Source organism: Halomonas sp. TG39a (assembly GCF_000744395.1).
GTDB lineage: Bacteria > Pseudomonadota > Gammaproteobacteria > Pseudomonadales > Halomonadaceae > Vreelandella > Vreelandella ventosae_B.
In genome coordinates this window covers 917,345-944,256 of the sequence record NZ_JQLV01000001.1, presented here as the reverse complement: position 1 = coordinate 944,256, position 26,912 = coordinate 917,345, and the positions used below count along the sequence as shown (strand labels likewise).

The 26,912-nt window shown below is 54.3% G+C and carries 20 protein-coding genes and 2 tRNA genes; 4 read left to right on the top strand and 18 right to left on the bottom strand.

The genetic code is table 11. The annotated features are described in order from the left end of the window. Positions 1-11 precede the first annotated feature (11 nt). Positions 12-1,952, top strand: coding sequence for an exoribonuclease II (locus tag U738_RS04145; RefSeq protein ID WP_035577600.1), 1,941 nt, complete (start codon positions 12-14; stop codon positions 1,950-1,952). Between the two features lie 108 nt (positions 1,953-2,060). On the opposite strand, the gene rfbC is transcribed toward U738_RS04145, so the two are convergent. The 7 genes from rfbC to U738_RS04110 form a co-directional block, all read right to left on the bottom strand. Next, on the bottom strand, positions 2,061-2,609 hold the full coding sequence (gene rfbC, locus U738_RS04140; protein ID WP_035577599.1) for a dTDP-4-dehydrorhamnose 3,5-epimerase: 549 nt from the start codon (positions 2,607-2,609) through the stop codon (positions 2,061-2,063). 3 nt (positions 2,610-2,612) lie between these two features. Continuing rightward, positions 2,613-3,959 carry an NAD(P)H-dependent oxidoreductase gene (locus tag U738_RS04135; protein ID WP_035577597.1) on the bottom strand — a complete coding sequence of 449 codons (1,347 nt, stop codon included), beginning with the start codon at positions 3,957-3,959 and terminating at the stop codon, positions 2,613-2,615. 7 nt (positions 3,960-3,966) lie between these two features. Further along, entirely contained in the window at positions 3,967-4,743 is a 777-nt protein-coding gene (gene rfbF / locus U738_RS04130; protein WP_035577595.1) for a glucose-1-phosphate cytidylyltransferase, read from the bottom strand. A gap of 15 nt (positions 4,744-4,758) precedes the next feature. Further along, complete coding sequence (locus U738_RS04125; protein ID WP_051912754.1) at positions 4,759-5,859, bottom strand: NAD-dependent epimerase/dehydratase family protein; 1,101 nt, start codon at positions 5,857-5,859, stop codon at positions 4,759-4,761. A gap of 643 nt (positions 5,860-6,502) precedes the next feature. After that, the gene (locus U738_RS04120; RefSeq protein WP_035577593.1) at positions 6,503-8,128 is read right to left on the bottom strand and encodes a methyl-accepting chemotaxis protein; all 1,626 of its coding nucleotides are present in this window, start codon (positions 8,126-8,128) and stop codon (positions 6,503-6,505) included. A gap of 182 nt (positions 8,129-8,310) precedes the next feature. After that, positions 8,311-9,522: an extracellular catalytic domain type 1 short-chain-length polyhydroxyalkanoate depolymerase gene (locus U738_RS04115; protein ID WP_035577590.1), complete on the bottom strand. Its 1,212-nt coding sequence runs from the start codon at positions 9,520-9,522 to the stop codon at positions 8,311-8,313. Positions 9,523-9,575: 53 nt separating this feature from the next. After that, positions 9,576-9,992, bottom strand: coding sequence for a CopG family transcriptional regulator (locus U738_RS04110; RefSeq protein WP_035583164.1), 417 nt, complete (start codon positions 9,990-9,992; stop codon positions 9,576-9,578). A gap of 201 nt (positions 9,993-10,193) precedes the next feature. Here U738_RS04110 and U738_RS04105 point away from each other — a divergent pair, with 201 nt between their 5' ends. Together U738_RS04105 and U738_RS04100 are read left to right on the top strand one after the other, a co-directional pair. Further along, complete coding sequence (locus U738_RS04105) at positions 10,194-11,312, top strand: glycosyltransferase family 4 protein (RefSeq protein ID WP_035577587.1); 1,119 nt, start codon at positions 10,194-10,196, stop codon at positions 11,310-11,312. Continuing rightward, positions 11,290-12,315, top strand: coding sequence for a lysylphosphatidylglycerol synthase transmembrane domain-containing protein (locus U738_RS04100; protein ID WP_051912753.1), 1,026 nt, complete (start codon positions 11,290-11,292; stop codon positions 12,313-12,315). The genes U738_RS04105 and U738_RS04100 overlap by 23 nt, the downstream gene beginning before the upstream one ends. A gap of 91 nt (positions 12,316-12,406) precedes the next feature. On the opposite strand, the gene sucD is transcribed toward U738_RS04100, so the two are convergent. The 9 genes from sucD to sdhC all read right to left on the bottom strand — a co-directional run bounded on the left by sucD (position 12,407) and on the right by sdhC (position 24,219). Then, entirely contained in the window at positions 12,407-13,279 is an 873-nt protein-coding gene (gene sucD / locus U738_RS04095) for a succinate--CoA ligase subunit alpha (RefSeq protein ID WP_009287300.1), read from the bottom strand. Further along, positions 13,279-14,445: an ADP-forming succinate--CoA ligase subunit beta gene (sucC, locus tag U738_RS04090; protein ID WP_035577585.1), complete on the bottom strand. Its 1,167-nt coding sequence runs from the start codon at positions 14,443-14,445 to the stop codon at positions 13,279-13,281. The genes sucD and sucC overlap by 1 nt, the downstream gene beginning before the upstream one ends. A gap of 162 nt (positions 14,446-14,607) precedes the next feature. Beyond that, positions 14,608-16,047, bottom strand: a complete 1,440-nt coding sequence (gene lpdA, locus U738_RS04085) for a dihydrolipoyl dehydrogenase (protein WP_035577583.1) — start codon at positions 16,045-16,047, stop codon at positions 14,608-14,610. A gap of 134 nt (positions 16,048-16,181) precedes the next feature. Next, positions 16,182-17,762: a 2-oxoglutarate dehydrogenase complex dihydrolipoyllysine-residue succinyltransferase gene (odhB, locus tag U738_RS04080; RefSeq protein ID WP_035577582.1), complete on the bottom strand. Its 1,581-nt coding sequence runs from the start codon at positions 17,760-17,762 to the stop codon at positions 16,182-16,184. A 38-nt stretch (positions 17,763-17,800) separates the two neighbouring features. Then, the gene (locus tag U738_RS04075; RefSeq protein WP_035583160.1) at positions 17,801-20,635 is read right to left on the bottom strand and encodes a 2-oxoglutarate dehydrogenase E1 component; all 2,835 of its coding nucleotides are present in this window, start codon (positions 20,633-20,635) and stop codon (positions 17,801-17,803) included. Between the two features lie 350 nt (positions 20,636-20,985). Beyond that, positions 20,986-21,696 (bottom strand): succinate dehydrogenase iron-sulfur subunit, encoded by a 711-nt coding sequence (locus U738_RS04070; RefSeq protein ID WP_009287296.1) that lies wholly within the window; start codon positions 21,694-21,696, stop codon positions 20,986-20,988. A gap of 27 nt (positions 21,697-21,723) precedes the next feature. Then, on the bottom strand, positions 21,724-23,496 hold the full coding sequence (gene sdhA, locus U738_RS04065) for a succinate dehydrogenase flavoprotein subunit (protein WP_035577580.1): 1,773 nt from the start codon (positions 23,494-23,496) through the stop codon (positions 21,724-21,726). A 4-nt stretch (positions 23,497-23,500) separates the two neighbouring features. Continuing rightward, entirely contained in the window at positions 23,501-23,848 is a 348-nt protein-coding gene (sdhD, locus tag U738_RS04060) for a succinate dehydrogenase, hydrophobic membrane anchor protein (protein ID WP_035577578.1), read from the bottom strand. Then, positions 23,842-24,219 (bottom strand): succinate dehydrogenase, cytochrome b556 subunit, encoded by a 378-nt coding sequence (sdhC, locus tag U738_RS04055; RefSeq protein WP_196518187.1) that lies wholly within the window; start codon positions 24,217-24,219, stop codon positions 23,842-23,844. Before sdhC ends, sdhD begins: the two co-directional genes overlap by 7 nt. A gap of 503 nt (positions 24,220-24,722) precedes the next feature. Here sdhC and gltA point away from each other — a divergent pair. After that, positions 24,723-26,009, top strand: a complete 1,287-nt coding sequence (gene gltA, locus U738_RS04050) for a citrate synthase (protein ID WP_035577576.1) — start codon at positions 24,723-24,725, stop codon at positions 26,007-26,009. A 685-nt stretch (positions 26,010-26,694) separates the two neighbouring features. Here the strand turns inward: gltA and U738_RS04045 are convergent. Together U738_RS04045 and U738_RS04040 are read right to left on the bottom strand one after the other, a co-directional pair. Continuing rightward, positions 26,695-26,770, bottom strand: a tRNA-Glu gene (locus tag U738_RS04045). Between the two features lie 62 nt (positions 26,771-26,832). Next, positions 26,833-26,908, bottom strand: a tRNA-Ala gene (locus tag U738_RS04040). Positions 26,909-26,912: the final 4 nt, after the last annotated feature.

Below are 26,912 nucleotides of genomic sequence, written 5' to 3'. Positions count from 1 at the left end.
TGATTGAGCTCATGCTTCAGAACAACGCCATGCTTGCCCAGCTCAAGCAACAGATTCGTCAAACCACCCCCCGTGCTGAAGGGGTGATCAAAGCCACCGACAAAGGTTTCGGGTTTCTCGAAACCGACGACGGTGAATCCTATTTCGTGCCGCCGCCCGCCATGAAGCAGGTGATTCACGGTGATCGCGTGGAAGGTGTGATTCACGAGAACGGTGACAAAAAGTCCATTGAGCCGGAAAAGCTGATTGAAGCGGGTCTTGATCGGTTTGTCGCCCGGGTGCAGAAGCGCGAAGGTCGCCTATCTGTCGTCCCCGACCATCCGTCGATTAAAAATATTATCAAGGCGCGGATAAAGAACAGCCTTGATGAAGAGAGCATTGCTGATGGCGATTGGATCGTCGCTCGGCTGGTACGTCATCCGCTAAAAGCCGACGACCGCGCCTTCTTTGCCCAGATTGATGAGCTGGTGGCTAAAAGCGACGACCCTGCGGTGCCGTGGCGCGTTACGCTGGCACGCCATGCGCTGGAACAAGAGTGCCCCGACGCGGGCACCGACTGGCCGCTGATGGATGAAGGTCTGACCCGCGAAGACCTGACCGCTACGCCCTTCTTCACCATTGATGGTGAGAAGACCCGCGATATGGACGATGCGCTGCACGTGGCCACCCGCGCTGAAGGCGGCTGGCAGTTGAGTGTCGCGATTGCCGACCCCACTGCTTACGTGGAAGAGGGCCATGCGGCTGATTTAGAAGCCCGCACGCGCGCCTTTACCGTTTACCTGCCTGGCCAGAACGTCACTATGCTGCCAGAGCAGTTGGCAGATGATCTCTGCTCGCTGTGGGAAGGTAAGGATCGCCCCGCGCTGGCCTGTACGCTGGATATCAATGCCGACGGCAGCATGGGCGAGTATCGCTTTTTTGCGGCCAACGTTAAGTCTCACGCCAAGCTCGTTTACGACAACGTCTCCGACTGGATCGAAGGCCAAGGCGATTGGGCGCCCGCAGATGATATTGCCGAGCAGCTCACCGCGCTGCGTGATTTGACCGAGGCACGTACTGCTTGGCGTAACGAACACGCGCTGGTGTTTAAAGACCGCCCCGACTATGTGTTCGATCTCGATCCTGCCGGTAATGTCTTGGCGGTGCGCACCGAAGAGCGCCGGATTGCTAACCGCATGATCGAAGAGTCGATGATTGTGGCCAACGCCTGCTGCGCGGACTTCCTGGCCCAGCATATCGGCCACGGTATCTTTAACGTGCACCGTGCGTTCGAGCCGGAAAAAGCCGAAGCCGCCCAGGAGTTCCTGGCAGGTCAGGAAATTGTGGTCGAGCGTGAGGCGTTGACTGAGCTTGCCCGCTACACCGAGCTTAAGCGTGCGCTGGAAAGCCGCGATGACGCTTGGCTGGATGCGCGTCTGCGCCGTTTCCAGGGCTTCACCATGATGTCCGCACAGCCCGGCCCGCACTTTGGTTTAGGCTTGGCTGCCTACGCTACCTGGACATCGCCGATTCGTAAGTATGGCGATATGGTCAACCACCGCTTGATCAAGCGCGTGTTGAAAGGCGAACAGGCGCCCGCCGAGGCTACCCAGCAGCTCACCGAGCAGCTGACTGAGCGTCGCCGCCTGAACCGTATGGCCGAACGTGATGTGAAAGATTGGCTCTACGTGCGTTACCTGACCCCCTCAGCGCAGAACCAGGACACCTTTGAGGCCGAGATCATGGCCATCAACCGTGGTGGTATGCGCGTTCGTCTGCTGGAAAATGGCGCGACGGCGTTTGTACCTGCTCCCTTGATGCACAGTGACCGCAGCAAAGTGGTCATTGATGATAAAGAGGGGCGTATTCAGATCGAGGGCGAAGAGCGTTATAAGCTTGGCGATCCGCTGCGCGTAGTGCTCACCGAAGCTCGCGAAGAGACTCGCTCGCTGGTGGCAAAGCCAGCTGATTGATAAGTCATCACTAGCTAGGTATTACCCAAAGGGGCAGCGATCACGCTGCCCCTTTTTTAGTGTGTGTTTGGTTGATACCTGGATTCGCTGCTAGTTATTCGCCAATAACTAAAAAAGTGCTTCGTTTCGCTCACTGATTAAGGGCCAGCTAGCATCTTTTTCAGATACCACTGTGTGTGGAATCGGCCACTCAATTGCGAGACGTTCATCGTTATAGCGCAAACCACTTTCAGACTCAGGATGATAGGCCGCCGAGACCAGATAGCTGACTTCAACATCGTCGGTCAGTGTCTGAAAGGAGTGCGCAAAGCCTGGCGGGACATAAAGCTGATGCCGGTTTGCAGCGGTTAATTCAAACAACTGATGCTGCAAGTAGGTTTCCGACTCTTCACGGATATCCACGATGACATCGACAATCGCGCCTCGAATGCAGCGCACCAGTTTGGCTTCGGCATGGGGCTGGCGCTGATAATGCAATCCCCTTAAGGTGCCTCGCTGAGCAGAAAAGGAGGTATTCTGCTGCACAAAATCACTCAGCAGGCCATGGCGCTCAAACTCCGCACGGCACATGGTGCGGGCAAAAAAACCGCGTTCATCACCATGTGGTTCAAGCTCTATCAGGCGGGCATCCTTGAGGTTCGTTTGATGAAAATGCATGTCTTACTCCGTGAAAGTGGCAGCAACGACCGACATCGGCTCCAGGGCAAACATAGCTTCCTGTTCAGCATATAGACGGTCGATCAGCCGCCCGGGCGGTATACGCACATCATCAAAGGTTAGCGCCGCATCCTTTTCCACATGCCTCACTACCTGACAGCCTAGCGCTAGCCCGATAGGCAACAGCCGTTCCCTGCGTATTACCTCAATGTTTTCCGCCACACCATAGACTTCAAAACCGCCGAGTTCTTCTATTGTTTCCCCCTCTCGCAACGCTTTTTTGGCTATGGCGATAACGCCCACCCTCGGGCCCTCTAAGGGGGATAACACTGGATCACGGAAAAGCACGGCACGGGCAACGGACGTGGGCACTTCGAAATGGCAAAGGTGGTAGGGCGTTGTGAAGCAGTAATATGGCCCCTCGCCCAACTTGTAGAGTTCGAGATAGTGGCGCTGGCGGGGGCTATCAATTGTCCCGAGCACAAATACGCCCGGCCCTGGCTGCGCTCCAACAACATAATCAACCAAACCCGGTTCCTCTGGGTTCAAGTAGGGCTCAAATGCCGACACCGCCTGTTCGATGGGCAGTAAAGGGCCACCGGCTACGCCACCGGAGAAATCAGGGCCCAACATACCGCGTTGCGCCACTTGCATACCGGTTCCATTGGCGACGATCGCCTGTTCGAACGATATCTTGGTGCCATCAGCAAAAGAGGCCACCATTGCCGGCTTTTGCCCCCAGCGTTTGGCAAAGCTTTCCTGGGTAGCCGGATTGCGATAAGGGTCATGCAAGCCTTTAATGTTGCCACACAGCACAGGCTTAATGCCTAGCCCGGCGACAAACCGATAGAGGTTCATCTGCACGCCAGGCTGGTCGCCATCGGCAAAGCTATAGACAACCCCCATCTGATCAGCTTTCACTTTCAAGATAGGGCCGATCGTGCCGTCGAGTTCCGCATTCATTTGGATGACGTCTTTACCACTCTCCAGCGCCGCCAGAACAGCATGTGCCGCGAACTCCAACGACCCGGTGACTTCAATGATCGCATCCAACCCTTCAGCCCTCGCCAGTGCCACAGCATCTTCGGTGACCGCCGGTCGCCCAGCCGCAATCGCCGCTTCCAGTTGCTGCTGGGTGTCACAAGCGACTGGCTCAATCCCGATTTGCTGGAAGACCTTGACCGCGGCAGCCATATGGCGATTGGCAACGGCACAAAGGCGCATTCCGGGCGTCGCGGTCATAATTTGCAGAGCGATACCACCCGCTTGAAACCCCGCCCCTATAATCCCCACACGAATGGGATTACCCTGCGCCTCTCGTTTGGCAAGCGCTGTATCAACAATAATCATTGTTGGTTCATTCCTTCCAAAGCTTCCAGGGGGCGCCTTCTGCCCAGGCGGTCTCAAGCACCATTCTGTCTCTCAGCGTATCCATACTTTGCCAGTAACCGTTATGATGGAAGTAGCCTAATTTCCCCATCTCAATCATCCGGTTCATGGGCCCGTTTTCCCATACGGTCTGGCTATCATCGATCGTCTCAAACACTTCCGGATGACAGACGAAGAAGCCGCCATTGATAAGCCCTCCATCGATTTCGCCCTTTTCACGGAAGCCCTCTACCTGGCTATTGCCCTCTTTCAAGCGTAGCGCGCCATAGCGGCCCGGCTGCGTTACTGCCGTCAGTGTGCACCAATTATTCGAGGCCAGATGTGAGTCGATCAGTGCATTAATATTCAGATCACTTAACCCATCACCATAGGTCAAACAAAAAGGTTCATCTGCCAGGTAAGACATAGCCTTTTTGAGACGTCCACCGGTCATGGCATCGGCGCCTGTATCCAGCACGGTGATTTTCCAATCATCGTTAACACTCTGCAGCCAGTCGACGTTGCCTGTCTTCAGATCTATGGTGTAATCGGTTCGATTACCGCGATAATTGAGGAAATAGTCGCGAATGTACTCCACCTTATAGCCACCCAGGACGATAAACTCCTTTAAGCCATGATGGGCGTACATCTTCATGATATGCCAAAGGATAGGCCGACCACCTACTTCCACCATGGGCTTGGGGCGAATGGCGGTTTCTTCACTTAAGCGCGTTCCAAACCCTCCTGCGAAAATTGCGACTTTCATAGTCAAGCCTCCGTTTCAGGCCTCAAGGTTAACGTGGGTAGTGGCAGGCAAAGCACCCGGAGTGACTGCATCACAAATTTTCCAGCGTAGGCTTTCAGATAGCCGTTCCGCAGCGATATGGGCCTGTAGCGCATGCAGACGCATATAGCGCGAGGCGCGGAACTGGGTATCCGAGAACTCCATGCTTTTGAGCCCATTGATCAACCCCATGATCGAATCGAGAAGTGTCATCTGGGGTTGGTACTCGGGTGCCAATTTTGCAAACAGGCTGAAATCCACTTGGTAGGAACGGCTGTCCGCCGGGGCTTGGGTATTGATACTCAGCGTGGTACCGGGGATTGCCTGGGCAACCGCCGCGGCTAAGTCTCGCACTTGATGATTGCGTGCATTCGAGCCGGTGTTGATATTGAGTATGCGTCCGCCATTTTCAGGCTTGCGCTGTATTGCCCAGTCGACAGCGCGGGCCATATCAGAAACGTCGATCAAGGGCCGCCAGGGTGATCCATCGCTAAGCACGCTAATATGCTGCTGACTCAGGGCACCGGCAACAAAATCATTGAGCACCAAATCGAGCCGTAAACGTTCTGACATTCCGCAGGCAGTCGCAAAGCGCAAGCTAGTAATCACCATGTCGCCCTCGATGCCGGCTAACGCTTTTTCAGCCGCTATTTTCGAACAGGCATAAGCGGTAACGGGTGCCACGGGATCCACTTCACTACGCGGTGCCCCCAGAGCGACACCATAAATACTGCAGCTTGAGGCAAAAACGAAGTTTTTTACCCCCGCCTGAGCCGCTGCCATGGCAATATCAAACGTCGCCTGGTGATTGACCTCATCTGTCACTACGGCAAAACGGTCTCCCATAGGGTCATTGGAAATCGCTGCCAGTTGAACCACTGCCGTATAGCCTGCAAAAAAATCATCCGGAATATCTCGCACATCCCCCATAAACTGTTGGTCGAGATAACGCTCGGGAAACAGTTCGGCCCCCGTCAAACAGTGTGCGAAGTAGGCAGTGTCGTACCCATGAAGAGTGGCGGCTGGGTGACGTAAAGCTAACTCCCGCACCACAACGGAGCCAACATAACCCATATTCCCCACAATTAAGATTTTCAAAACACCACCTCATCAATAATTATTATCACTATAAAACTGGTTATTTCTCCGAATAAAACATTAGAACTCTGTTACTACTAATAACCAGCTTTCTTTAAGAGCTATTTCTTACTAGTCACTTATTGATTACCTGTTTATGAATTCCCTATGCACTAATCATTATTCCTCACAAACTATGCCACTAAACACTCACAATTTGAAACAAAAAAAATACCAAAACTTACATTCAAAATAAGAGACGGCTCTTTTACTGTCAAGAGCAAAGGCGGGTTAAAAATCTAGTCTGCGGTACTATTTTTTTCATCCGACAACACGGCAAAAGGAGTGCCTTTTCGGTCACTCCTTCTTTTTTTCAGCTATCGGTTTGATATAGATTCTGACGGCAACCAAGTGGCAGTCGCAATCGAGTAGCACTCAGTTCACGAGGGCTTCCTTACCCAGCAGCTCACCAAGCAGTTGAGGGAGCGTCGGAGTTTATGCCCGTAGTAATTGATAACAAAAAAGGCGTATCCAAGTCGAAGTTGAAGAGCGTATAAGCTTGGGAATAGGTCCGTTTGCTGATGGCCCAGCCTAGCAGTTAAATTTTATTAGGCCGTTACAAAAGCAGCAGCGCACTTGAGACGCCGCTGCTTCTATCAACTTACTAGAATTCTGCTTGTCTTGCTGCCGTGGGTAAGGCCTTGGCAGGTTTGTACTCTGATGCCTTTTGCACGACAGCTTCATCTATCTGAAAGGCAGCTACCAGCTCGCGAAGACGCCCAGCCTGATCTTCCAAGGAAAAGGCTGCATTAGTCGATTGCTGAACCAGGGTGCTGTTTTGCTGAGTAGTAGAATCCATTTCAGTAATAGCCGTATTGATCTGCTCGATACCACTACTTTGCTCCCGAGTGGCAGAAGAGACCTCGACCATCAGCATAGCAAGGCGCTGGATCACCGCTTCCGTCTCACCAATAGTCGCAGCGCCTCGCTCCGCTTGGTCAGAACATAGCTTTATTTTGCTACGCGTATCGTCCAGCATAGTGCGAATCTCACCTGCTGAAGCGGCACTGCGGCTTGCTAACGCACGCACTTCTGTTGCCACCACCGCAAACCCACGGCCTTTATCACCAGCACGCGCCGCTTCAACGGAGGCGTTTAAAGCCAGGATATTAGTTTGAAATGCAATCGTATCGATGGCCTCAACGATCTTATCCATGCTAAGCGATGCGGCTGTCACTTCGCGCATTAATTCCACACTTCGGGAAACTTCTTCGCCACTGCTTTGCATCTGTTGCGAAGCATTATGGGCCAGCGTATCAGCCTCTTTGGTTGAATCGCTATTCTGACGAACCGTTGCCGTCATCTCCTCCATACTAGAAGCCGTTTCCTGCAAGGCAGCTGCCTGCTGCTCAGTGCGAGCGGCGAGCTCCTGCCCACCTTGGGCAATCTCATTGGCTCCGTTCAAGACATTCTCACTGGAGTCACGTAGTGATGCGACCAGAGTAGTGAGCGCTTTACTCATTTCGGCCATGGAGGTTAATAACTGAGCCGTTTCATCACGCCCTGTGGCTACGATATCGTGTCGCAGATCTCCTTCCGCTACGCGCTGGGCAACCTCAACGGCCCGCCGCAAAGGCAGAACGATGCTACGCGTAATGGCAATTGCCAGCGCCAGCGCCATCAACAACGCCACCCCCGAAAAAATACAAAGCTGCCAAATAGCCAAACGATACTCAGCATTTATCGCCTCATTAGCCGTCTTGACCCCTTCAGCAGCCACTAGGCTAATTTCATCAGCCAACTCCTCAAGCTGGTAGATACTATCTTTATGCTCACCGAAAGCCAGATTGGCTTGAGAGGTTTCGGTAATACTGCCTAACTCAATTTGGCGATAGACTGACAGAAAACCCTCTTCATACCCCTGGAGGGCGCTTCCTGCCTGTTGGTACAAAGCATTGAGGCTATCTTTATCGGCAATTTGGCTACCCGCCTGGAAAGCGGCCTGTATTTCTTCGATGGTCGCCGCCCAACTTTGCTGATAAGCCGCTACACGATCACGACTGTCAATATTGATGAAGATATCTTTTTCAAAGCGCCGCGCTTGCAATGCCAGACGCTGAATTTCAGCGGCATTGCTTGCTAGAGCTACGTCCGTGTCCAGGGTTTTTTGGGCAGTATCTTTGGTGAAGGTGATGCCCATAATTCCCGCTATTAAAGTGCCCAAAAGAAATAGCGAGACCAAGCCAAAAGCCAGTGCGAGCCGTGTACCGATCTTGAACCGTGAAAGCATTGCCAAATCCTAACAAGTGAAAGAGCTAGGATTTTAGGCAACAAGAATGAAAACTGTAACTCAACCTTTGCAAACTATTGTCAACTTTTATACATAATCAAAGAGTATCTACTATACCAGCGCGTCTCACCTCGCTAACTTACTGACAGACTAGACATAACCTGAGCGGATATCGGCCAGCTCTATGACACTATCTGCCGATGCTGACAGAAGAAACGCAGCATTTCCTTGGTGGCATTGGGGCCTTTCGGGTCGGTATAGCTTCCTTTCGTGCTGCCGCCCGACCAAGCGTGGCCCGCCCCGTGTACCTGCCACTGCTCCAGATGAGTTTCGCCTTTCGCATTATGGTGCGTGGTACAGGTATAGCCGTGGCCATTGGCTACCTTCCCCTTCTCCACTGTCGCCCCTGCTTGATACGACGTGCTGTACTGGGCGGCTACGCGATCCGCATTGCTGGGGTGCACGGTGGTGTCACGATCACCATGAAAGATAATCGCTGGCACATCCGACGCCCATCTAGCTTGTTTGGCGTTGTTACCGCCTCCCAGGGGGCCAGTGCCGCCCTGCATTGCCCCTAAAGCATCGGGAAGACTCTTGGCTACGCCATGGGGCAACCCGGAGTGCACGCCCACCGCGGCAAAGAGATCCGGGTAGGTCATTGCCAGGGTGGTTGCCATGGCAGCGCCGGCCGAGAGCCCTGCCACATAGACACGGGTGGCATCGAGTCCATAGGTGTCGATGATCTGGCGAGTCATGCCAGTCAAAATCGCCGGTTCACCGCCCTCCCGCTGCTGGTCTTCGGCTTTAAACCAGTTCCAGCACTTGGAATTATTGGCGGTCATCGGCTGAGCTGGATAGAGCACACAAAATAGCTGGTCTTCGGCCAGCCGGTTCATACCGGTGCCTGCAGCGAAGTCATCGGGGTTTTGCGTACAGCCATGCAGCATCACCACCAGCGGCAGTGCCTGACCGGTATAGCCGCTAGGGATATACAGTTTGTAATCACGTGCTCCCACATGGTTGGTAAACCGACCAGCAGTGAACGCCCCGGGCTGTGCTTCCTCACTGACACTAGGTGCTTGCTCGGGTTGCGCCATCCCACCGCGAAACTTCATCCACTTATCCCGCCATGCAGCAGGCACCTTAATATCGTTGGGCGTGAATGCTCCGGCTGGCGAATCAGCAGGCTCTGGCTTGGATACAGTTGCTTCTTCGTCGATAACCTCGCAGGCTCCGTCGAAGGTATTGCCACCTCGATAAGCGTTATCCGGTGTTGCATCACGCCCAGCTTCGGGCACGCTGCCCTGGAGAAGGGCCATGGCCTCGTGAAGTTTCCCTGCACGGGTGAGTCGCGTTGCTTCTTCCATTCGTTTCGTCACAGTGGCGTCAATCATGATCAAAGTCCCTATTTAGTGATGCAGTGGTTGCCTGTTGAGTGGCAGGCGCTTCAGTGGATTCGATCCGCCAGAGCGGCTTTAACCGCTTTGCTAGCATTAAGTGCCCCCAATACGACCACCGACTCGATGGTGGCAAGGGCAAGCTCCGGCGTTACATCGTCGGCAATGCTGGCCATACCCAGCACCTGAATCTGCAACATCTCCCCTGCCGACTGCAGGGCCTCTAAATCCGCGCGACTGTAGTGCTCAAGCCCTAGCACAAACGATTTGCGGGTGACGGTCTCTCTCACCACATCAGCATGGTTTGCCAACTGATTGCGGATAGCCGTCCGGATCAGATCGGTTCGGTTGGAGTAAAAACCCTCCTGAACCAGCAGGTCGATCTGCCCCAGATCAACGACCCCCAGATTGATAGTAATCTTCTCGCTAGAGTCGCCGCTCTTGCGGCGCAGTTCGTGCACGCTCATGTGTGAAGCCTCGTTGTGCTCGTCATTGAACATCCCATTGGCACTATAGCATCTAAATAGACTCCACATACCATCCATGTGGATGGTATTTATAATAGTTTAGTCTCATAAATAGTCCAGCGCATCGGTTCAAGTGTCGTCGAACTGACTTATTTCTCCTTTATGGTGAAACGATGACACTGGGTAGGACTGGAGGTTAGCTTGCACATTGCCGATGTGACGATGTTTCATGCCCCCGCCAGCGGCGGCGTGCGTACTTATTTGCAGGCCAAACACCGCGTTTTTTCGCGCATTCCACAGCTGCGTACCAGCCTGCTTGTGCCGGGGGCGGAGCGCGATAGCCTCGGCGATCACCACACCTTACCGGCACTACATCTGCCCTTGGGTCAGGGCTACCGTTTTCCGCTGCGTGGGTCGCCCTGGCGAGATACCTTGATTGATCTAAAGCCTGATCTTATTGAGGCTGGCGACCCGTATGTAACGGCGTGGGCAGCGCTGGCCGCGGGTCAGCGCCTTGGCGTGCCAGTGGTAGGCTTCTATCACTCCGACCTTCCACGCTTGATGGGTGACCGCTTTGGGCACTACGTTGAAAAGCGCTTAACACGCTATGTCACTGAGCTTTATAGCCAGTTCGATAGCGTGCTAGCGCCCTGTCATGCTATGGCGAACCGGCTTCGGGATTGGGGCGTTGATAACGTTCGCGTGCAGTCACTAGGCGTCGATTTGACGCAATTTAATCCCCAGCAGCATGACCCGGCTTTCCGCCAAACCATGGGTATAGCCAACGATAAGAAGCTGCTGATCTTTGTGGGACGTAACTCCCGTGAGAAAAATATTGATGTGCTGCTGGCGACGATGCGCCAGCTAGGTAGCGATTATCATTTGTTGCTGATGGGCCCCGGCATGCCGCATCACGTTCCCAGCAACGTCACCATTGTGGACCGATGTTGTGGCGCCCATGAGGTGGCTAAAGCCCTGGCCAGTAGCGATGCACTGCTGCACGCTGGCACCCGCGAAACCTTCGGTTTAATTGCCCAGGAAGCGATGGCCAGTGGCCTTCCGGTAATAGCAGCCAATGCAGGTGCACTGGCAGAAAATGTGCCGCTGGGGGCGGGTATTTTATGCAAACCGCTTGATCCAACTGCCATGGCTGAGGCGTGTGTGGCACTGTTTAGTAATGACGTGGCCTCCAGCGGGCGCTATGCGCGCCGCCATGTAGAGCGCCATTTCAACTGGGATGGCGTCATGCACTCACTGCTTGAGCACTACCAGTACCTTTGCCACGGCAGTCAACCGTATGCACTCAACCAACACCACTAATCGTCGCCAGCTACTCAAGTGGCGACCCATCCACGGCGTGATGATTGTCTTGGCGCTGAGTGCGCCGCTGGTGCTCACCGCCTGGCTGGGTGGCGCTGAGGCACTGCTGCGCGTCAAACACTTTCCGCTCGGGCTGTTACTATTGATGCTGGTAATGGCCTTTGTGTGCTGGAATCTCAATGCGGCAAGGCTACGTTTGATGCTGGGTGGCCGTGCAGGCAAGCTAGGCCAAGGCGGCGCTCTGGGCATTGAACTGGCGTCTAAATTTGCCCTGTGCGCCACCCCAGGCGGCAGCGGTGGCCCAGTCACCCTACTGATGCTGCTTGCCCAGCGCGGCTTCCCGCCCGCCAAAGGCGCGGCGGTGTTCTTGATCGACCAAGGCTGCGACTTACTGTTCTTCCTGGCGATGCTGAGCGGCCTGGTGCTGTTTTCGCTGCTTAGCGACACCCAATGGCCACATCAATCGTTGGTACAGTGGGCGCTGGCCGGCTTAGCCTTTATGGCAACGTTGGTGATTGTGGTCATGCGCTATTTACCCAGCCTATTACGCTCACCCAGTGTGAACACGCCATGGCCAAGCCGTTATCGGCGGCGCTGGCTAGCACGGCGTTTGTTGCGCTGTCGGCATGCGTTAAAGGTGACGCTTGAGCTGCCGCGCACTACGCTATTCGCGATGCTATTACTGACCACGGCGCATTGGCTGATGCGCTATAGCTTGCTCTATTTGGCAGTGCTAGGGGTGGGCGGTCATGCAGATTGGATGTGGACGTTTCTAACCCAAATGCTGGCCATGGCTGCCAGTCAGTTCAGCTTTCTGCCCGGCGGCGCGGGTGCTGCGGAGGTGGGCGTGGGTGGCCTGTTACTGCCGTTGATGGAACGCGAGCAGGCCGCTGCAGCAGTATTGGTATGGCGGTTGGTCAGCTATCATCTTTATTTGGCGGCAGGCGCACCGCTGTTTATTCTATATAGCTACCGAATGCTACGCCGTTCACCGACGCCATAGCCCTTAATAACATGGCCCTTAATAACATGGCCCCAATAAATAAGGGCGCCCCGAGGGGCGCCCTTATCGCGTGCAGCTAAACGTCAGTGACTTACCAGCCAGTGACTTCTTTCAGCGCATCGCCGATTTCAGCCAAAGAGCGCACAGTTTTAACACCGGCGTCTTCTAGAGCAGCAAACTTCTCGTCAGCGGTGCCTTTACCGCCAGAGATGATCGCGCCCGCGTGGCCCATACGCTTGCCAGGAGGCGCAGTCACACCGGCAATGTAGGAAACCACGGGCTTGGAAACGTTGGCTTTGATGTAAGCTGCCGCTTCTTCTTCAGCTGTACCACCGATTTCACCGATCATAACGATAGCTTCGGTTTTCGGATCCTTCTCGAACATCTCAAGGATGTCGATGAAGTTAGAGCCCGGAATCGGGTCGCCACCGATGCCCACACAGGTAGACTGACCAAAACCGTGATCAGTGGTCTGCTTAACGGCTTCATAGGTCAAGGTACCAGAACGAGATACGATACCTACGCGGCCCGGCTGGTGAATGTGACCCGGCATGATGCCGATTTTGCATTCGCCTGGGGTGATAACACCGGGGCAGTTCGGGCCGATCAGGCGTACGCCTAGCTCGTCACATTTCACTTTTGCTTCGAGCATGTCTAGCGTAGCGATGCCTTCAGTGATGCACACAATCAGCTTGATACCGGCATTGGCCGCTTCAAGGATTGAGTCTTTACAGAACGGCGCCGGTACGTAGATAACGCTGGCTTCCGCGCCGGTTTTCGCTACCGCTTCTTTCACGGTGTTGAAAACGGGCAGACCGAGGTGCTCCTGGCCGCCTTTACCCGGTGTAACACCACCGACCATTTGCGTACCGTAGGCAATCGCCTGCTCGGAGTGGAACGTGCCTTGGCCACCGGTAAAGCCCTGGCAGATGACCTTGGTGTTCTTATCGATCAGGATGCTCATTACTTGCCCTCCGCCGCTTTAACGACCTGCTGAGCCGCGTCGGTCAGACTAGTAGCCGCGATGATGTTCAAACCGCTAGATGCTAGTTTTTCAGCACCCAGTTCGGCGTTGTTACCTTCCAGACGTACGACAACCGGTACATTGACGCCCACTTGCTCAACGGCACCGATAATGCCTTCAGCAATCATGTCGCAACGTACGATACCGCCGAAAATGTTAACCAGTACGGCTTTAACATTGTCATCCGACAGGATGATTTTGAACGCTTCTGCCACGCGCTCCTTGGTGGCGCCGCCGCCAACGTCCAAGAAGTTAGCGGGCTTGCCGCCGCTTAGGTTGACGATGTCCATGGTGCCCATGGCCAAGCCTGCGCCGTTAACCATGCAGCCGATGTTGCCATCAAGTGCGACATAGTTAAGTTCCCACTTCGCCGCATCGGCTTCGCGCTGATCTTCTTGCGAAGGATCACGCATTGCCTGCAGATCAGGGTGACGGTATAGCGCGTTGCTATCCAGACCCAGCTTGGCGTCGAGGCAGTGTAGGTTGCCTTCGTCGGTAATAACCAGCGGGTTGATTTCTAGCAGTGCCAGGTCTTTGTCGTGGAACAGCTGAGACAGGCCTAAGAAAATCTTGGTGAACTGCTTGATCTGGTCGCCTTTCAGGCCCAGAGCAAAGGCTAGCTCACGCGCTTGGTACGGCTGTGCGCCGACAAGCGGATCGATTTCGGCTTTGAGAATCTTTTCCGGGGTCTCTTCCGCAACCGTCTCGATCTCTACACCACCTTCGGTAGAGGCCATGAAGACCACGCGACGGGTAGTACGGTCGACAACGGCACCGAGATACAGCTCGTCGGCGATGTCAGTGCAGGTTTCAACTAGAATCTTGGCAACCGGCTGACCTTTTTCGTCAGTCTGGAAGGTAACCAAGTTCTTGCCCAGCCACTTTTCAGCAAAGGCTTTAGCTTCAGCCGGGTCTTTGATCAGCTTAACGCCACCCGCTTTACCACGGCCACCGGCGTGCACCTGAGCTTTAACCACCCACATGTCACCACCGATTTTTTTGCAAGCCTCTTCGGCTTCTTCGGGAGTGTCGACAGCAAAGCCTTTAGACACTGGTAGACCATAATCGGCAAACAGCTGTTTACCTTGATACTCGTGAAGATTCATCGATTCATGCCATTGGTTGCATGTGACTCGAACGATGATCAGCTTTTTTTAAGAACAGTCTTAAAAGAACTGGCCATCCCCGTTCTTTCGATCTTTGTGGATTAAGACAAAGCCGAAAGTTTGCGCCACCCTTAAAAGGTGGCGCTTCGTTGTTTAACTAAATTACTTACGCTTCTTGCGATTGGCCATATGAATCGCGTGGCCATCTACCGCAAGCGCTGCTTCGTGAACAGCTTCCGACATGGTCGGGTGCGCGTAGCAGGTCAGGGCCAGGTCTTCGGCGCTAGAGCCGAATTCCATGGCAATCACGCCTTGGGCGATCATCTCGCCAGCGTGTTGACCCACGATATGCATACCGAGAATACGGTCAGTTTCCGCATCAGCGATAATTTTGGCACTGCCTTCGGTGGCGTTATTAGCCATCGCGCGACCACTTGCCGCAAACGGGAAGGTGCCGGTTTTGACTTCGATGCCTTTCGCTTTGGCATCTTGCTCGGTCATACCGACCCACGCCACTTCCGGGTAGGTATAGATGACGCTAGGAATAGTGTCGTAGTTCATCTCAGCTTTATGGCCAGCGATAATATCCGCCACCATGATGCCTTCTTCAGATGCTTTGTGCGCCAGCATCGGGCCGCGTACACAGTCACCGATGGCGTAAACGCCCGGCACGTTGGTACGGCACTGGTCGTCGACAAAGATAAAGCCGCGTTCATCCAGCTCAATGCTGACACCGTCGGCGATGACACCTTTGGTGTAGGGACGACGACCAACACAGACGATGAGCTTATCAAAGGTCATCTCTTGTTCGCCGTTGGCATCGCTGTACTTCACAACGACTTCTTCGCCTTTGACTTCAGAACCGGTGACGCGAGCGCCCAGTTTGATATCCAGTCCCTGCTTCTTGAGCAGCTTCTGCGTCTCTTTGGCGACTGTGGCGTCTACCATCGGCAGAAAGCCGTCCATTGCTTCAAGCACGGTGACTTCTGAGCCCAGACGGTTCCATACGCTGCCCAGCTCAAGACCGATGATGCCAGCACCAATCACGCCCAAACGCTTGGGTGTTTCGGTGAATTCCAGCGCGCCGGTAGAGTCGACAATCAAGCCTTCGGTCAACGGGGTCGGCGGAATTTCCACCGGTACTGAGCCCGCAGCGATAACGATGTTATCGGCATCATAGGCGGTGGTATTGCCGTCGTTGTCAGTGACCTCAACCTGCTTGCCAGACACCACTTTACCGGTACCTTCGATCGCAGTAACGCCATTGGCCTTAAACAAGCCAGAGATGCCGCCGGTCAAGTTCTTAACGATCTTGTCCTTGCGCGCCATCATCTTGGTAACGTCCATGGAGACGTCGCCGGCCTGAATGCCCATATCGTCGAAATCGTGCTTGGCTTCAACGAACTTGTGGGATGCTTCAAGCAGCGCTTTAGACGGGATACAGCCCACGTTCAAGCAGGTGCCACCGTGGACAACGTTGCCTTCTTTACCGATCCATTTTTCGATACAGGCCGCTTTTAGGCCCATTTGTGCAGCGCGAATGGCGGCGACGTAACCGCCAGGGCCGGCACCGATAACGATCACATCAAACTTATCAGCCATGTTGGCTCCTTTAGCTTGCTGACCTCACGCCGCGATAACTCAAACCGGGCGCGAGGCTGTGTGCAATTGCAGATAAATCCTGGTTAAGCAGTAGCGTACTGAATCATTATTTCATTCAGTACGACGTTGGTGCTTTAGACATCCAGCAACAGACGTGCCGGGTCTTCCAGCAATTCTTTAAGGGTAACCAAGAATTGAACGGCGTCTTTGCCGTCGATCATACGGTGGTCGTAAGAGAGCGCCAGATACATCATCGGGCGAATCTCGACCTTGCCGTTAATTGCCATCGGACGATCCTGGATTTTGTGCATGCCCAGAATGGCGGTTTGCGGCGGGTTGATGATCGGGGTCGACATCAAGGAACCAAAGGTGCCGCCATTGGTGATTGTGAAAGTACCACCAATCATGTCGTCCATGCCCAGCTTACCGTCGCGGCCACGCTTACCGAAATCAACAATCGTACGTTCAACGTCAGCAATTTTCATGCTGTCGGTGTCACGCAGTACCGGCACGACCAGACCACGGTCGGTGGATACAGCAACACCGATATCCTGGTAACCGTGATAGACAATGTCGGTGCCGTCGATAGAGGCGTTCACATCCGGATAACGCTTGAGCGCTTCTGAAGCTGCTTTGACAAAGAAGCCCATAAAGCCCAGCTTGATATCGTGAGCTTTTAGGAACGTCTCTTTGTACTGCGCACGCAGGGCCATGATCTCGGTCATGTCCACTTCGTTGTACGTGGTCAGCATCGCCGCGGTTTGCTGCGCCTGTACCAGGCGCTTGGCGATTGTCTGACGCAGGCGACTCATGGGTACGCGCTTCTCGATGCGCTCACCTTCGGCAGCCGGTGCAGCGGCTGCTTTCGCCGGTGCAGCCGATTTCGCTGCTTTCTTGGCGGAGCCATCTTTGACCGCTTTCTGAACATCTTCTTTCAAGATACGGCCACCTTTGCCGGTGCCCTCTATCTTGGCAACGTCCAGGTCGTGCTCGGCAACCATTTTACGCGCAGCCGGGGCGAGGATCTTGCCGCCCACTTTCTCATCGGCGCCATCGTCATCGCTGCTGCCTGCTTTAGCGGGTGCTGAATCGCCGCCGCTATCGCCACCACTGCTGTCACCACCAGCGCCTTCAGTGAAGGTCGCTAGAATGGCTTCAGATTCCACCTGGCTGCCCTCTTCGGCTTTAATTTCAGCCAGGGCGCCATCGGCCGGCGCCACGACTTCCAACACGACTTTGTCGGTTTCGATATCGGCCAGCACCTCATCGCGCTTGACCGCTTCACCGACTTTTTTGTGCCAGGTAGCCACGGTGCCTTCCTGTATCGACTCAGGGAAGCTGGGGGCTTTTACATCGTGCTGTTTGCCGCCACCGTTACCGCTGCTGGCTGGCTTGTCTTCGGATGGTTTGCTGTCTGCTTCTTCTTTCGGCGCTTCAGAAGCACTTTCTTCTTTCTTGCCGCTGTCGCTAGAAGCACTGCCTTCACCAATCTTGCCTAATACTTGCTCTGACTGAACGGTATCGCCCTCTTCGGCCATTACGTCGGTCAGGGTACCCGCTTCCGGTGCGACAACTTCGAGTACTACTTTGTCGGTTTCGATTTCAACAATCAGCTCGTCACGCTCAACGCTGTCACCCGGCTTTTTATGCCACGCCGCCACTGTGCCTTCGGCAACGGATTCCGGAAAGGTTGGCGCTTTGATCTCAGTAGCCATGTCGTTTCCCTTATGTGTTCTCTAAATCCGGTGGTCGCTTATAAATTAAAAGCGTCTTCCACCAGCTGGCGCTGCTGTTCAGTGTGGACGGACATATAGCCAGCTGCAGGAGCAGCAGAGGCGGGACGTCCAGCAAATTTCAAGTCGCGTCCGAGGCCATCTTTCAGCATATCGGCCACTGCACGCATATTGTGCTGACTGGAATACCAAGCGCCCTGATTAAGCGGCTCTTCCTGGCACCACACAATGTCTTCTATGTTGGTGTAGTCTTGCAGCGCTTCCAGAAGCTCTTCTTTCGGGAAGGGGTAGAGCTGCTCAACACGTAAGATTGCTGTGTCATGACGCTCATTCTCAGCGCGCCACGCAGCCAAATCGTAGTAGACCTTGCCAGCACATAGCACCACGCGGGTGACCTTCTCTGGCACAAGATCCGCCTGGTCAGCAAGTACCATGTGGAACTTACCGTGGGCGAGATCTTCAAGGCTCGACGTCGCTTCTTTATGGCGCAGCAGCGATTTAGGTGTCATGACCACCAGCGGCTTACGCAGCGGACGAATCACCTGACGACGCAGTAGATGATAAATCTGCGCGGGCGTGGTCGGTACACAAACCTGCATGTTGTGCTCGGCACACATTTGCAGGAAGCGCTCCAAGCGTGCCGAAGAGTGCTCTGGGCCTTGGCCCTCGTAGCCGTGTGGCAGCAGCATGGTTAAACCACACACACGACCCCACTTCGTTTCACCTGAAGAGATGAACTGGTCGACGACCACCTGGGCACCGTTGAAGAAGTCACCGAACTGGGCTTCCCAGATCACCAAGTCATTCGGCGCGGTGGTTGAGTAACCGTACTCAAACGCCAAAACCGCTTCTTCCGAAAGGATAGAGTCATGAATGGTGAAACGCGGCTGACCATCGGCCATGTTCTGCAGCGGCACATAGGTGGTGCCGTCTTTCTGGTTATGCACCACCGCATGACGGTGGGAGAAAGTACCGCGACCAACGTCTTGCCCGGTAATCCGAATCGGGTGGCCCTGCTCTAGCAGAGTGGCGTAGGCCAGCGTTTCCGCAAAGCCCCAGTTAAGCGCCAGACCGCCAGCCTGCATCTTACGCCGGTCATCATAAATCTTGGCCACCTGGCGCTGTACGTCGACGCCATCCGGCACCTCACACATTCGAGCGGCTAGCTGCTGCAGACGCTTCATATCGAAGGTCGTATCGGCATCGCCCGACCATTCGTGGCCCAGGTAAGGCGCCCAGTCAACGAATAGAGAAGCATTGGGCTCTTGCACCAATGCATTGGCCACGTGATTGCCTGCCACTAGATCATCACGATAGGTCTCTATCATCGCTTTGGCGTCTTCGTCAGAGAGCACGCCCTGTTCAACCAAGCGCTTGGCATACAGCGACCGCGCGGAGGGATGATCTTTGATCTTGGCATACATCATCGGCTGCGTGCCTGACGGCTCGTCAGCTTCGTTATGGCCACGACGACGATAGCAAACCAGATCGATCACCACGTCCTTTTTGAACTGCTGGCGATAGTCGAGAGCCACTTGGGTGGCGTGCAGCACTGCGTCCGGGTCATCGCCATTGACGTGGAAAATTGGCGCTTGAACCATCTTGGCAATATCAGTGCAGTATTCGGTAGAGCGAGCATCCAGCGGATGCGAGGTGGTGAAGCCCACTTGGTTGTTAATCACAATGTGGACTGTGCCACCGGTTTTATAAGCACGGGTCTGGGACATCTGGAATGTCTCCATCACCACACCCTGACCAGCAAAAGCCGCGTCACCGTGGACGTTGATCGGCAGCACTTTGCTGCCCTCTTCGTCGTTACGACGATCTTGGCGGGCACGCACAGAGCCCTCTACGACTGGCGCGACAATTTCCAGGTGCGACGGATTAAACGACATCGCCAAATGGACTTCGCCGCCCGGTGACATGACGTTTGAACTGAAGCCCTGGTGGTACTTCACATCGCCTGAGCCGCGTTCAATGACTTTCTTACCGTCGAACTCATCAATCAAGTCAGCTGGGTTTTTACCCAATATATTGACCAACAGGTTGAGTCGACCACGGTGCGCCATGCCGATGACCACTTCCTTGGTGCCATAACCGCCAGCACGCTGGATAAGTTCATCCATCATCGGCACAAAGGTTTCACCGCCTTCAAGACCAAAACGCTTGGTACCTGGATACTTGGATGCCAGGTAATTCTCCAAACCTTCGGCGGCCGTCAAACGCTCCAGCACGTGCTTACGCACATCGGCGCTGAAATCAGGCGCACTGCGTACCGACTCGAAACGCCGCTGTAACCAGCGTTTCTCTTCCGTATCGACGATATGCATGATCTCGCAGCCGATGGAGCGGCAATAAGTACGCTCCAACGCATCCACGATGTCACGCAGTGGCGCTTTGTCGATACCTAAAAAGAAAGAACCGGTTTGGAACTCGGTGTCCAGATCAGCTTTTGAAAGCTGATGAAAGGACAGATCGAGGTCGGGGACGGGGGTGGGATTACGCAGTCCTAGCGGGTCGATATTGGCCTTTTGATGGCCACGGAAGCGGTAAGCGTTAATCAGCTGCAGGACTTTTACCTGCTTCTTGTTTTCACCGCTATCGGCAGCGGCGACTACACGGCCCGGGCGGCTTTCGCGCCCCAACTGGTAGAACTGATCACGGACTGGGCTTAGTGGAACATCGTGGGAGGCACTGCCCTCGGGGCGCGGCAACTGGTCAAAATAGCTGCGCCATTCGTCAGGGACAGACTCAGGATCGGCGAGGTACTGCTCGTAAAGCGCTTCCACGTAGTGAACATTGCCGCCACTAACGTGAGAGGAACGCCACATCAACTCCATTATGCCTTGTTGCATCTCTCGTTCACCCTGCACTGATGGGGTGGTATCGGTATCGTCGCAAACGTGCGGCGACATCGCTATTGCCCTGCCGGCGGGGCGGGACATTTGCCGGCGGCGCCGGCCAACGGCCGGAAACCCTGTTCATCTAGCTATTCGTTCTCAAACTTTTCATACGGTGTTTCGTCTTCAGTTCATGCTCGAAAGCCGGTACCCCAGGCACCGGCTTTCAAACTTGTCTGATCAGCGGTGCGACGTGACGCCGCACCGCGTGACAAACCCTATGATAACAAGCGAAGCGCCATGATTTAAGTGGCATTATCACCCAACTTAAGTGGCAGACGCTTTTTTACTAAGATGTCATAGGCTTAGGTAGCATCAGCGAGTAACATTTCGCGAATTTTACCAATTGCCCGGGTAGGGTTAAGCCCTTTTGGGCACACCGCTACACAGTTCATAATGCCACGGCAACGGAATACCGAGAACGGATCTTCCAGGTTGCTCAACCGCTCGCTGGTGGCCGTGTCACGTGAATCGGCCAGGAAGCGGTATGACTGCAGCAGACCCGCCGGGCCAACGAACTTCTCGGGGTTCCACCAGAACGACGGGCAAGACGTTGAACAGCATGCGCACAGAATACACTCATACAAGCCATCAAGCTTGTCGCGTTCTTCTGGCGACTGCAGGCGCTCAATGGCCGGCGCAGGCGTGTCGTTCTGCAGGTACGGCTGAATACGCTCGTACTGCTTATAGAACAGCCCCATATCGACGACCATATCGCGAATAACCGGCAAGCCCGGTAGCGGGCGCAGGGTCAGCTTGTTGTTTTTGACAACGTCTGACAGCGGCGTGATACAGGCCAAGCCGTTTTTGCCGTTCATGTTCATGCCGTCTGAACCGCAGACGCCTTCACGGCAGCTGCGACGAAACGCCAAACCGCTGTCTTGCTCCTTCATCATATGAAGGACATCCAGCACCATCACATCGCGGCCTTTGGTATCGACCTGAAACTCCTGCATGTAAGGTGCGGAGTCGGTTTCCGGATTGTAGCGGTATACGGATACCTGAAGATTGGACATAGTGACTCCCTCTCGTCTATGCGGCGTTTAGTAGGTACGAACCTTAGGCTCGAACGTATCAACAGTTTTCGGCTTGAAGTTAACGTCGCGTTTTTTCAGCTCTTTCGTCGCCGGGAAGAACAGCGAGTGCTTCAGCCAGTTGACGTCATCACGGTCTGGATAGTCGTAGCGCGAGTGGGCGCCGCGGCTCTCTTTACGCTCAAGGGCAGCGATCGCCGTCGCTTCAGCCACTTCCATCAAGTTATCGAGTTCCAGCGCTTCTACACGGGCAGTGTTAAAGGCATTGGACTTGTCAGGCAGGTGGGCATTGGCGATACGCTCACGCAGCAGCGCTAGCTTGTCGACGCCTTCCAGCATGTTTTTCTCTTCGCGGAATACGCCGAAGGAGGTTTGCATGATTTCCTGAAGCTCAGCCTTCAGTTCAGGAATGCTTTCGCCGCCTTTAGACTCGTTCCAGCGCGTGATCCGCTTCATGGCCGACTCAATGTCAGACTCAGAAGCGTCCAGATACTCAATGCCTTCGTTCAGCGCACCTTCGATAAACATACCCGCGGCACGACCAAACACTACCAGATCCAGCAGCGAGTTACCGCCCAAGCGGTTGGCACCGTGAACAGATACACACGCTGCTTCACCACAGGCAAACAGGCCGTTAACGATATGATCCTTACCGCTTTCGTCCATGGTAATGGCCTGACCATGAATATTGGTCGGAATACCGCCCATCATGTAGTGGCAGGTGGGTACAACCGGGATCGGATCTTTCGCCGGGTCAACGTGAGCAAAGGTCTTAGAAAGCTCAACGATACCGGGCAGGCGCTTACCAAGCACTTCTTCACCCAAGTGATCAAGCTTCAGGAAGACGTGATCGCCCTTCTCGCCACAGCCGCGACCTTCCAGAATTTCCATGACCATCGAACGGGCGACAACATCACGGCCCGCCAAATCTTTGGCGTTCGGCGCATAACGCTCCATAAAGCGCTCGCCGTCTTTGTTGATCAGGTAGCCACCTTCACCGCGGCAACCTTCTGTGACCAGCGTGCCCGCACCGTAAATACCGGTCGGGTGGAACTGCCACATTTCCATGTCTTGCATCGGGAAGCCCGCACGCAGCGCCATGCCAATGCCGTCGCCAGTGTTGATCAAGGCGTTGGTCGTAGAGGCGTAAATACGCCCTGCACCACCGGTGGCCAGTACCGTGGCCTTGGACTTAACGTGAACCACTTCGCCGGTTTCGATGCACATGGCAATACAGCCGACCACGTCACCGCTGGCGTTTTTGACCAGATCCACCGCGTACCACTCATTGAGGAACACGGTGTTGTTCTTCAGGTTGTTCTGATAAAGCGTGTGCAGCAGCGCGTGGCCGGTACGGTCAGCCGCGGCACAGGTACGTGCTGCCTGACCGCCTTCACCAAAGTTCTTCGACTGACCACCAAACGGGCGCTGATAGATGCGACCGTTGTCTAAACGCGAGAACGGCAGGCCCATGTGTTCAAGCTCAAATACCGCTTTCGGGCCTTCAGAACACATATACTCCGCCGCGTCCTGGTCAGCGATATAGTCGCCGCCTTTAACGGTGTCGTACATGTGCCAGCGCCAGTCGTCGTTCGGGTCATCAGACGCGATTGCACAGGTGATACCACCCTGAGCAGAAACGGTGTGAGAGCGGGTCGGGAAAACTTTCGATAACACGGCCGTCTTTTTACCGGACTTCGCCAGTTCCAGAGCGGCTCGCAGGCCAGAGCCACCGCCACCAATAATAATGGCGTCAAACGTCAGGCTACGCAGATTAGACATGTAATCAAGCTCCCCACAAAATTTGAATGCCCCACACCAAGTACACGAAAATGCCCAGGATGATGACAGCTTGGGCACCCACGCGCAGGCGAGTGGACTTGAGATAGTCGGTGGTGACGGTCCACAGACCGATCCAGGCGTGTGCCGCTATGGCGACAAAGGCCAAAAGCGAGAAAATGCGCATCCACGTCTGGCTGAATAGGCCGCTCCACGCGTAGTAATCGAGGTTCGGATTAAACAGCAGGAAGGCAACGATAAAGACCGTGTAGAGGGCCAAAATAACAGCAGAAACGCGCTGCATCAGCCAGTCAGAAAGCCCACTACGGCCAAAACTTGTAATGTTAGTTACCATACCCAAACTCCTGCCAGAATAATCAGAACGGCGCTGACCACCACGGTGATCTGCGCTTTTTTAACGCCACCCTCAAGGGTTACTCCAATGTCGGCATCCATCAGCAGGTGCTTGATACCTGCTACAAAGTGAAATGCCAGTGCAGACAACAGCCCCCAAGCAATCAGCTTAGCCAAAAAATTATTGGCCAGCGCATCGCTAACGGCGTCGAAACCCGCAGGAGATGACAAGGATTTGCCCAGCGCCCAAAAAGCGAAAATCAGGCCAACGAACAGGATGACACCCGTGATGCGGTGTGTGATCGACGTCAGCGCCGGCAGTGGGAAATGTATCGTAGTAAGGTCTAGGTTTACGGGTCGTTTGCTATTCACGGCTTTGTACACACTCTCTTGGCCCGCTCTGCGACAGGTCGGGCATGGCCCGAGCGGGCGGTGGTTGCTGGAAGGGGCTCGGCCGTTGCCAAGTCGGGCACGACCACCTACCTGCCGGTCGCGCGACGTGGATTATAAGAACCTTCGCCCTCGCTTACAAACCGAACTCAGGCCTAACTCGACTATGGTGCAAGAAAATTGTCTTCATCCTGAGTCGATTTTGCGCTGCAGCATGGTTATAGTGGCAAGAGACTAGCAGTTTGATAAGCCTGTTAACATATTATGTTAGAATACAGGCAAAAATCTCTGGCGTTTTGCTACACTGCACGCCCTCTCATCATATACAAAAATTACCCACAACAACAATTCTTGTACAACATTCGGCTAGCGCTTAGGCTAATTGACAAAATGTCGCACGCTTCTATAGTGGGCAAGCCTTTTCGCCGGCGCGGTATGCGCAGCAATGACTTTACGTCCCAACCCGAATTCGAAAGGAGGCCAGCATGGCTGACAGGAAAGCGACATTGACGGTAGACGGTCTGGATAAACCGATCGAGCTACCCATGTATTCCGGCACACTTGGCCCCGACGTCATCGACGTACGCGGCTTAGGTGCTGAAGGCCTGTTTACCTACGACCCCGGCTTTATGGCCACCTCTTCTTGCCAGTCTGCCATCACCTATATTGATGGTGGCAAGGGCGTACTGCTTCACCGCGGTTACCCCATTGACCAACTGGCCAAAGAGTCCAATTTCGTGGAGGTGTGCTACACCCTGCTGTTTGGCGAGCTACCCAACGACGAACAGTACGCAGAATTTGAATCGCGCATTCGTAACCACACCATGGTTCACGATCAAATCAATAACTTCTTTAAAGGGTTCCGCCGCGATGCGCACCCGATGTCCATCTTGTGTGGCGTAGTAGGCGGCTTAGCGGCCTTCTACCATGACCATATGGACATCACTAAAGAAGAAGATCGCGAGATCAGCGCGATTCGCCTAATTGCCAAAATGCCGACTCTGGCGGCCATGTCGCACAAGTATAATGTCGGCCAGCCGTTCAACTACCCGCGCAACGACCTGAGCTATGCAGAGAACTTCCTCTACATGATGTTCAGCAACCCGTGCGAAGAGTACAAAATCAACCCGGTATACGCGAAAGCTATGGACCGCATCTTTATGCTGCATGCGGATCACGAGCAGAACGCCTCTACCTCGACAGTACGCTTGGCAGGCTCTACCGGCGCCAATCCATTCGCCTGTATTAGCGCAGGTATCGCGGCACTCTGGGGCCCTGCTCACGGCGGCGCCAACGAAGCCGTGCTAGCTATGCTTGACGAAATCGGCGAAGACTCCGAAGAGAACATCCAGCGCTTTGTCGATAAAGCCAAGGACAAGGATGACCCGTTCAAGCTAATGGGCTTTGGTCACCGCGTTTATCGCAACTTTGACCCGCGCGCCAAAGTGATGAAGGAGACCTGCGACGAAGTCCTCGCAGAGCTCGGCATGGCTGATGACCCCCAGCTTAAAATTGCCAAGCGTCTTGAGCAGATCGCCCTAGAAGATGAGTACTTCATTGAGCGCAAGTTGTACCCGAACGTCGATTTCTACTCCGGCATCATCTTGAAAGCGATGGGCATCCCGACCAATATGTTCACCGTGATTTTCGCGGTCTCACGCACCATTGGCTGGATCTCTCATTGGCACGAAATGCTCAGCGAAAGCTACAAAATCGGCCGTCCGCGTCAGCTCTATATTGGTCACGACCAGCGTGACTATCCGAAAAAATAAATCCCCCGCTTTATAGCACGACCAAAGGCCACCTCCGGGTGGCCTTTTGCGTATAACCCTGACTTAGGCCACCAAGGCAGCAACATGTCGCAAACGATTGATCCCATGCCTAGTGCCCTGCAAGGCAAGACAGCAGCCCAGAAGCCTCTTAGGCCCCTTGTAGTGATCGCTTGTAGTGATCGCTTGATGGGATAGCTTGATGATAGCTAGCGTGCCTACCGAGGAGGCACGCTCGATAGCATTTAACGCCGCCTTGGGGAATCATTCATTGGACCATCGCCCCACTATAGAACGCCTAAACAGCTGCTAATATCGCTTGACTTTTTTGCTGCCGGGTATTGATCAAGGTTTTCCACACTATCTGTGGATAACCCTGTTCACAACCACTTCAAAACGTCCCGAAATCGCCATGGGCAGTGGGCCAGCCTTAAATTGGTTATTTTTTAACCTAACATAACTGATTGTTTTTAAAGGGTTTAAGTTCTGTTCAAGATTTTTTGCGTCAACAACAAGGGGTTGTGCACAACCCTAAAACCAGAAACGCAAAAGTGGACAAGTCAAGCACAAAATCGTCCAAAAATTGTCGATTTGTAGCTCTTTTGTGAATGACAGACATGCAAAAACCAGCATATGAGAGGAGCTCATTGCTAGAGGAAATAAACGATTAGGAAGGGTACTGAAGTAGTGGCGTCCCATAGGGGGTTCGAACCCCTGTTACCGCCGTGAAAGGGCGGTGTCCTAGACCACTAGACGAATGGGACGTAATTGAGCCGCTTCGCAAAAACCATTACTGAAAAACCGTTACTTAAAAGTTATCACTAATTGGTGGAGCCTAGCGGGATCGAACCGCTGACCTCAACACTGCCAGTGTTGCGCTCTCCCAGCTGAGCTAAGGCCCCACAT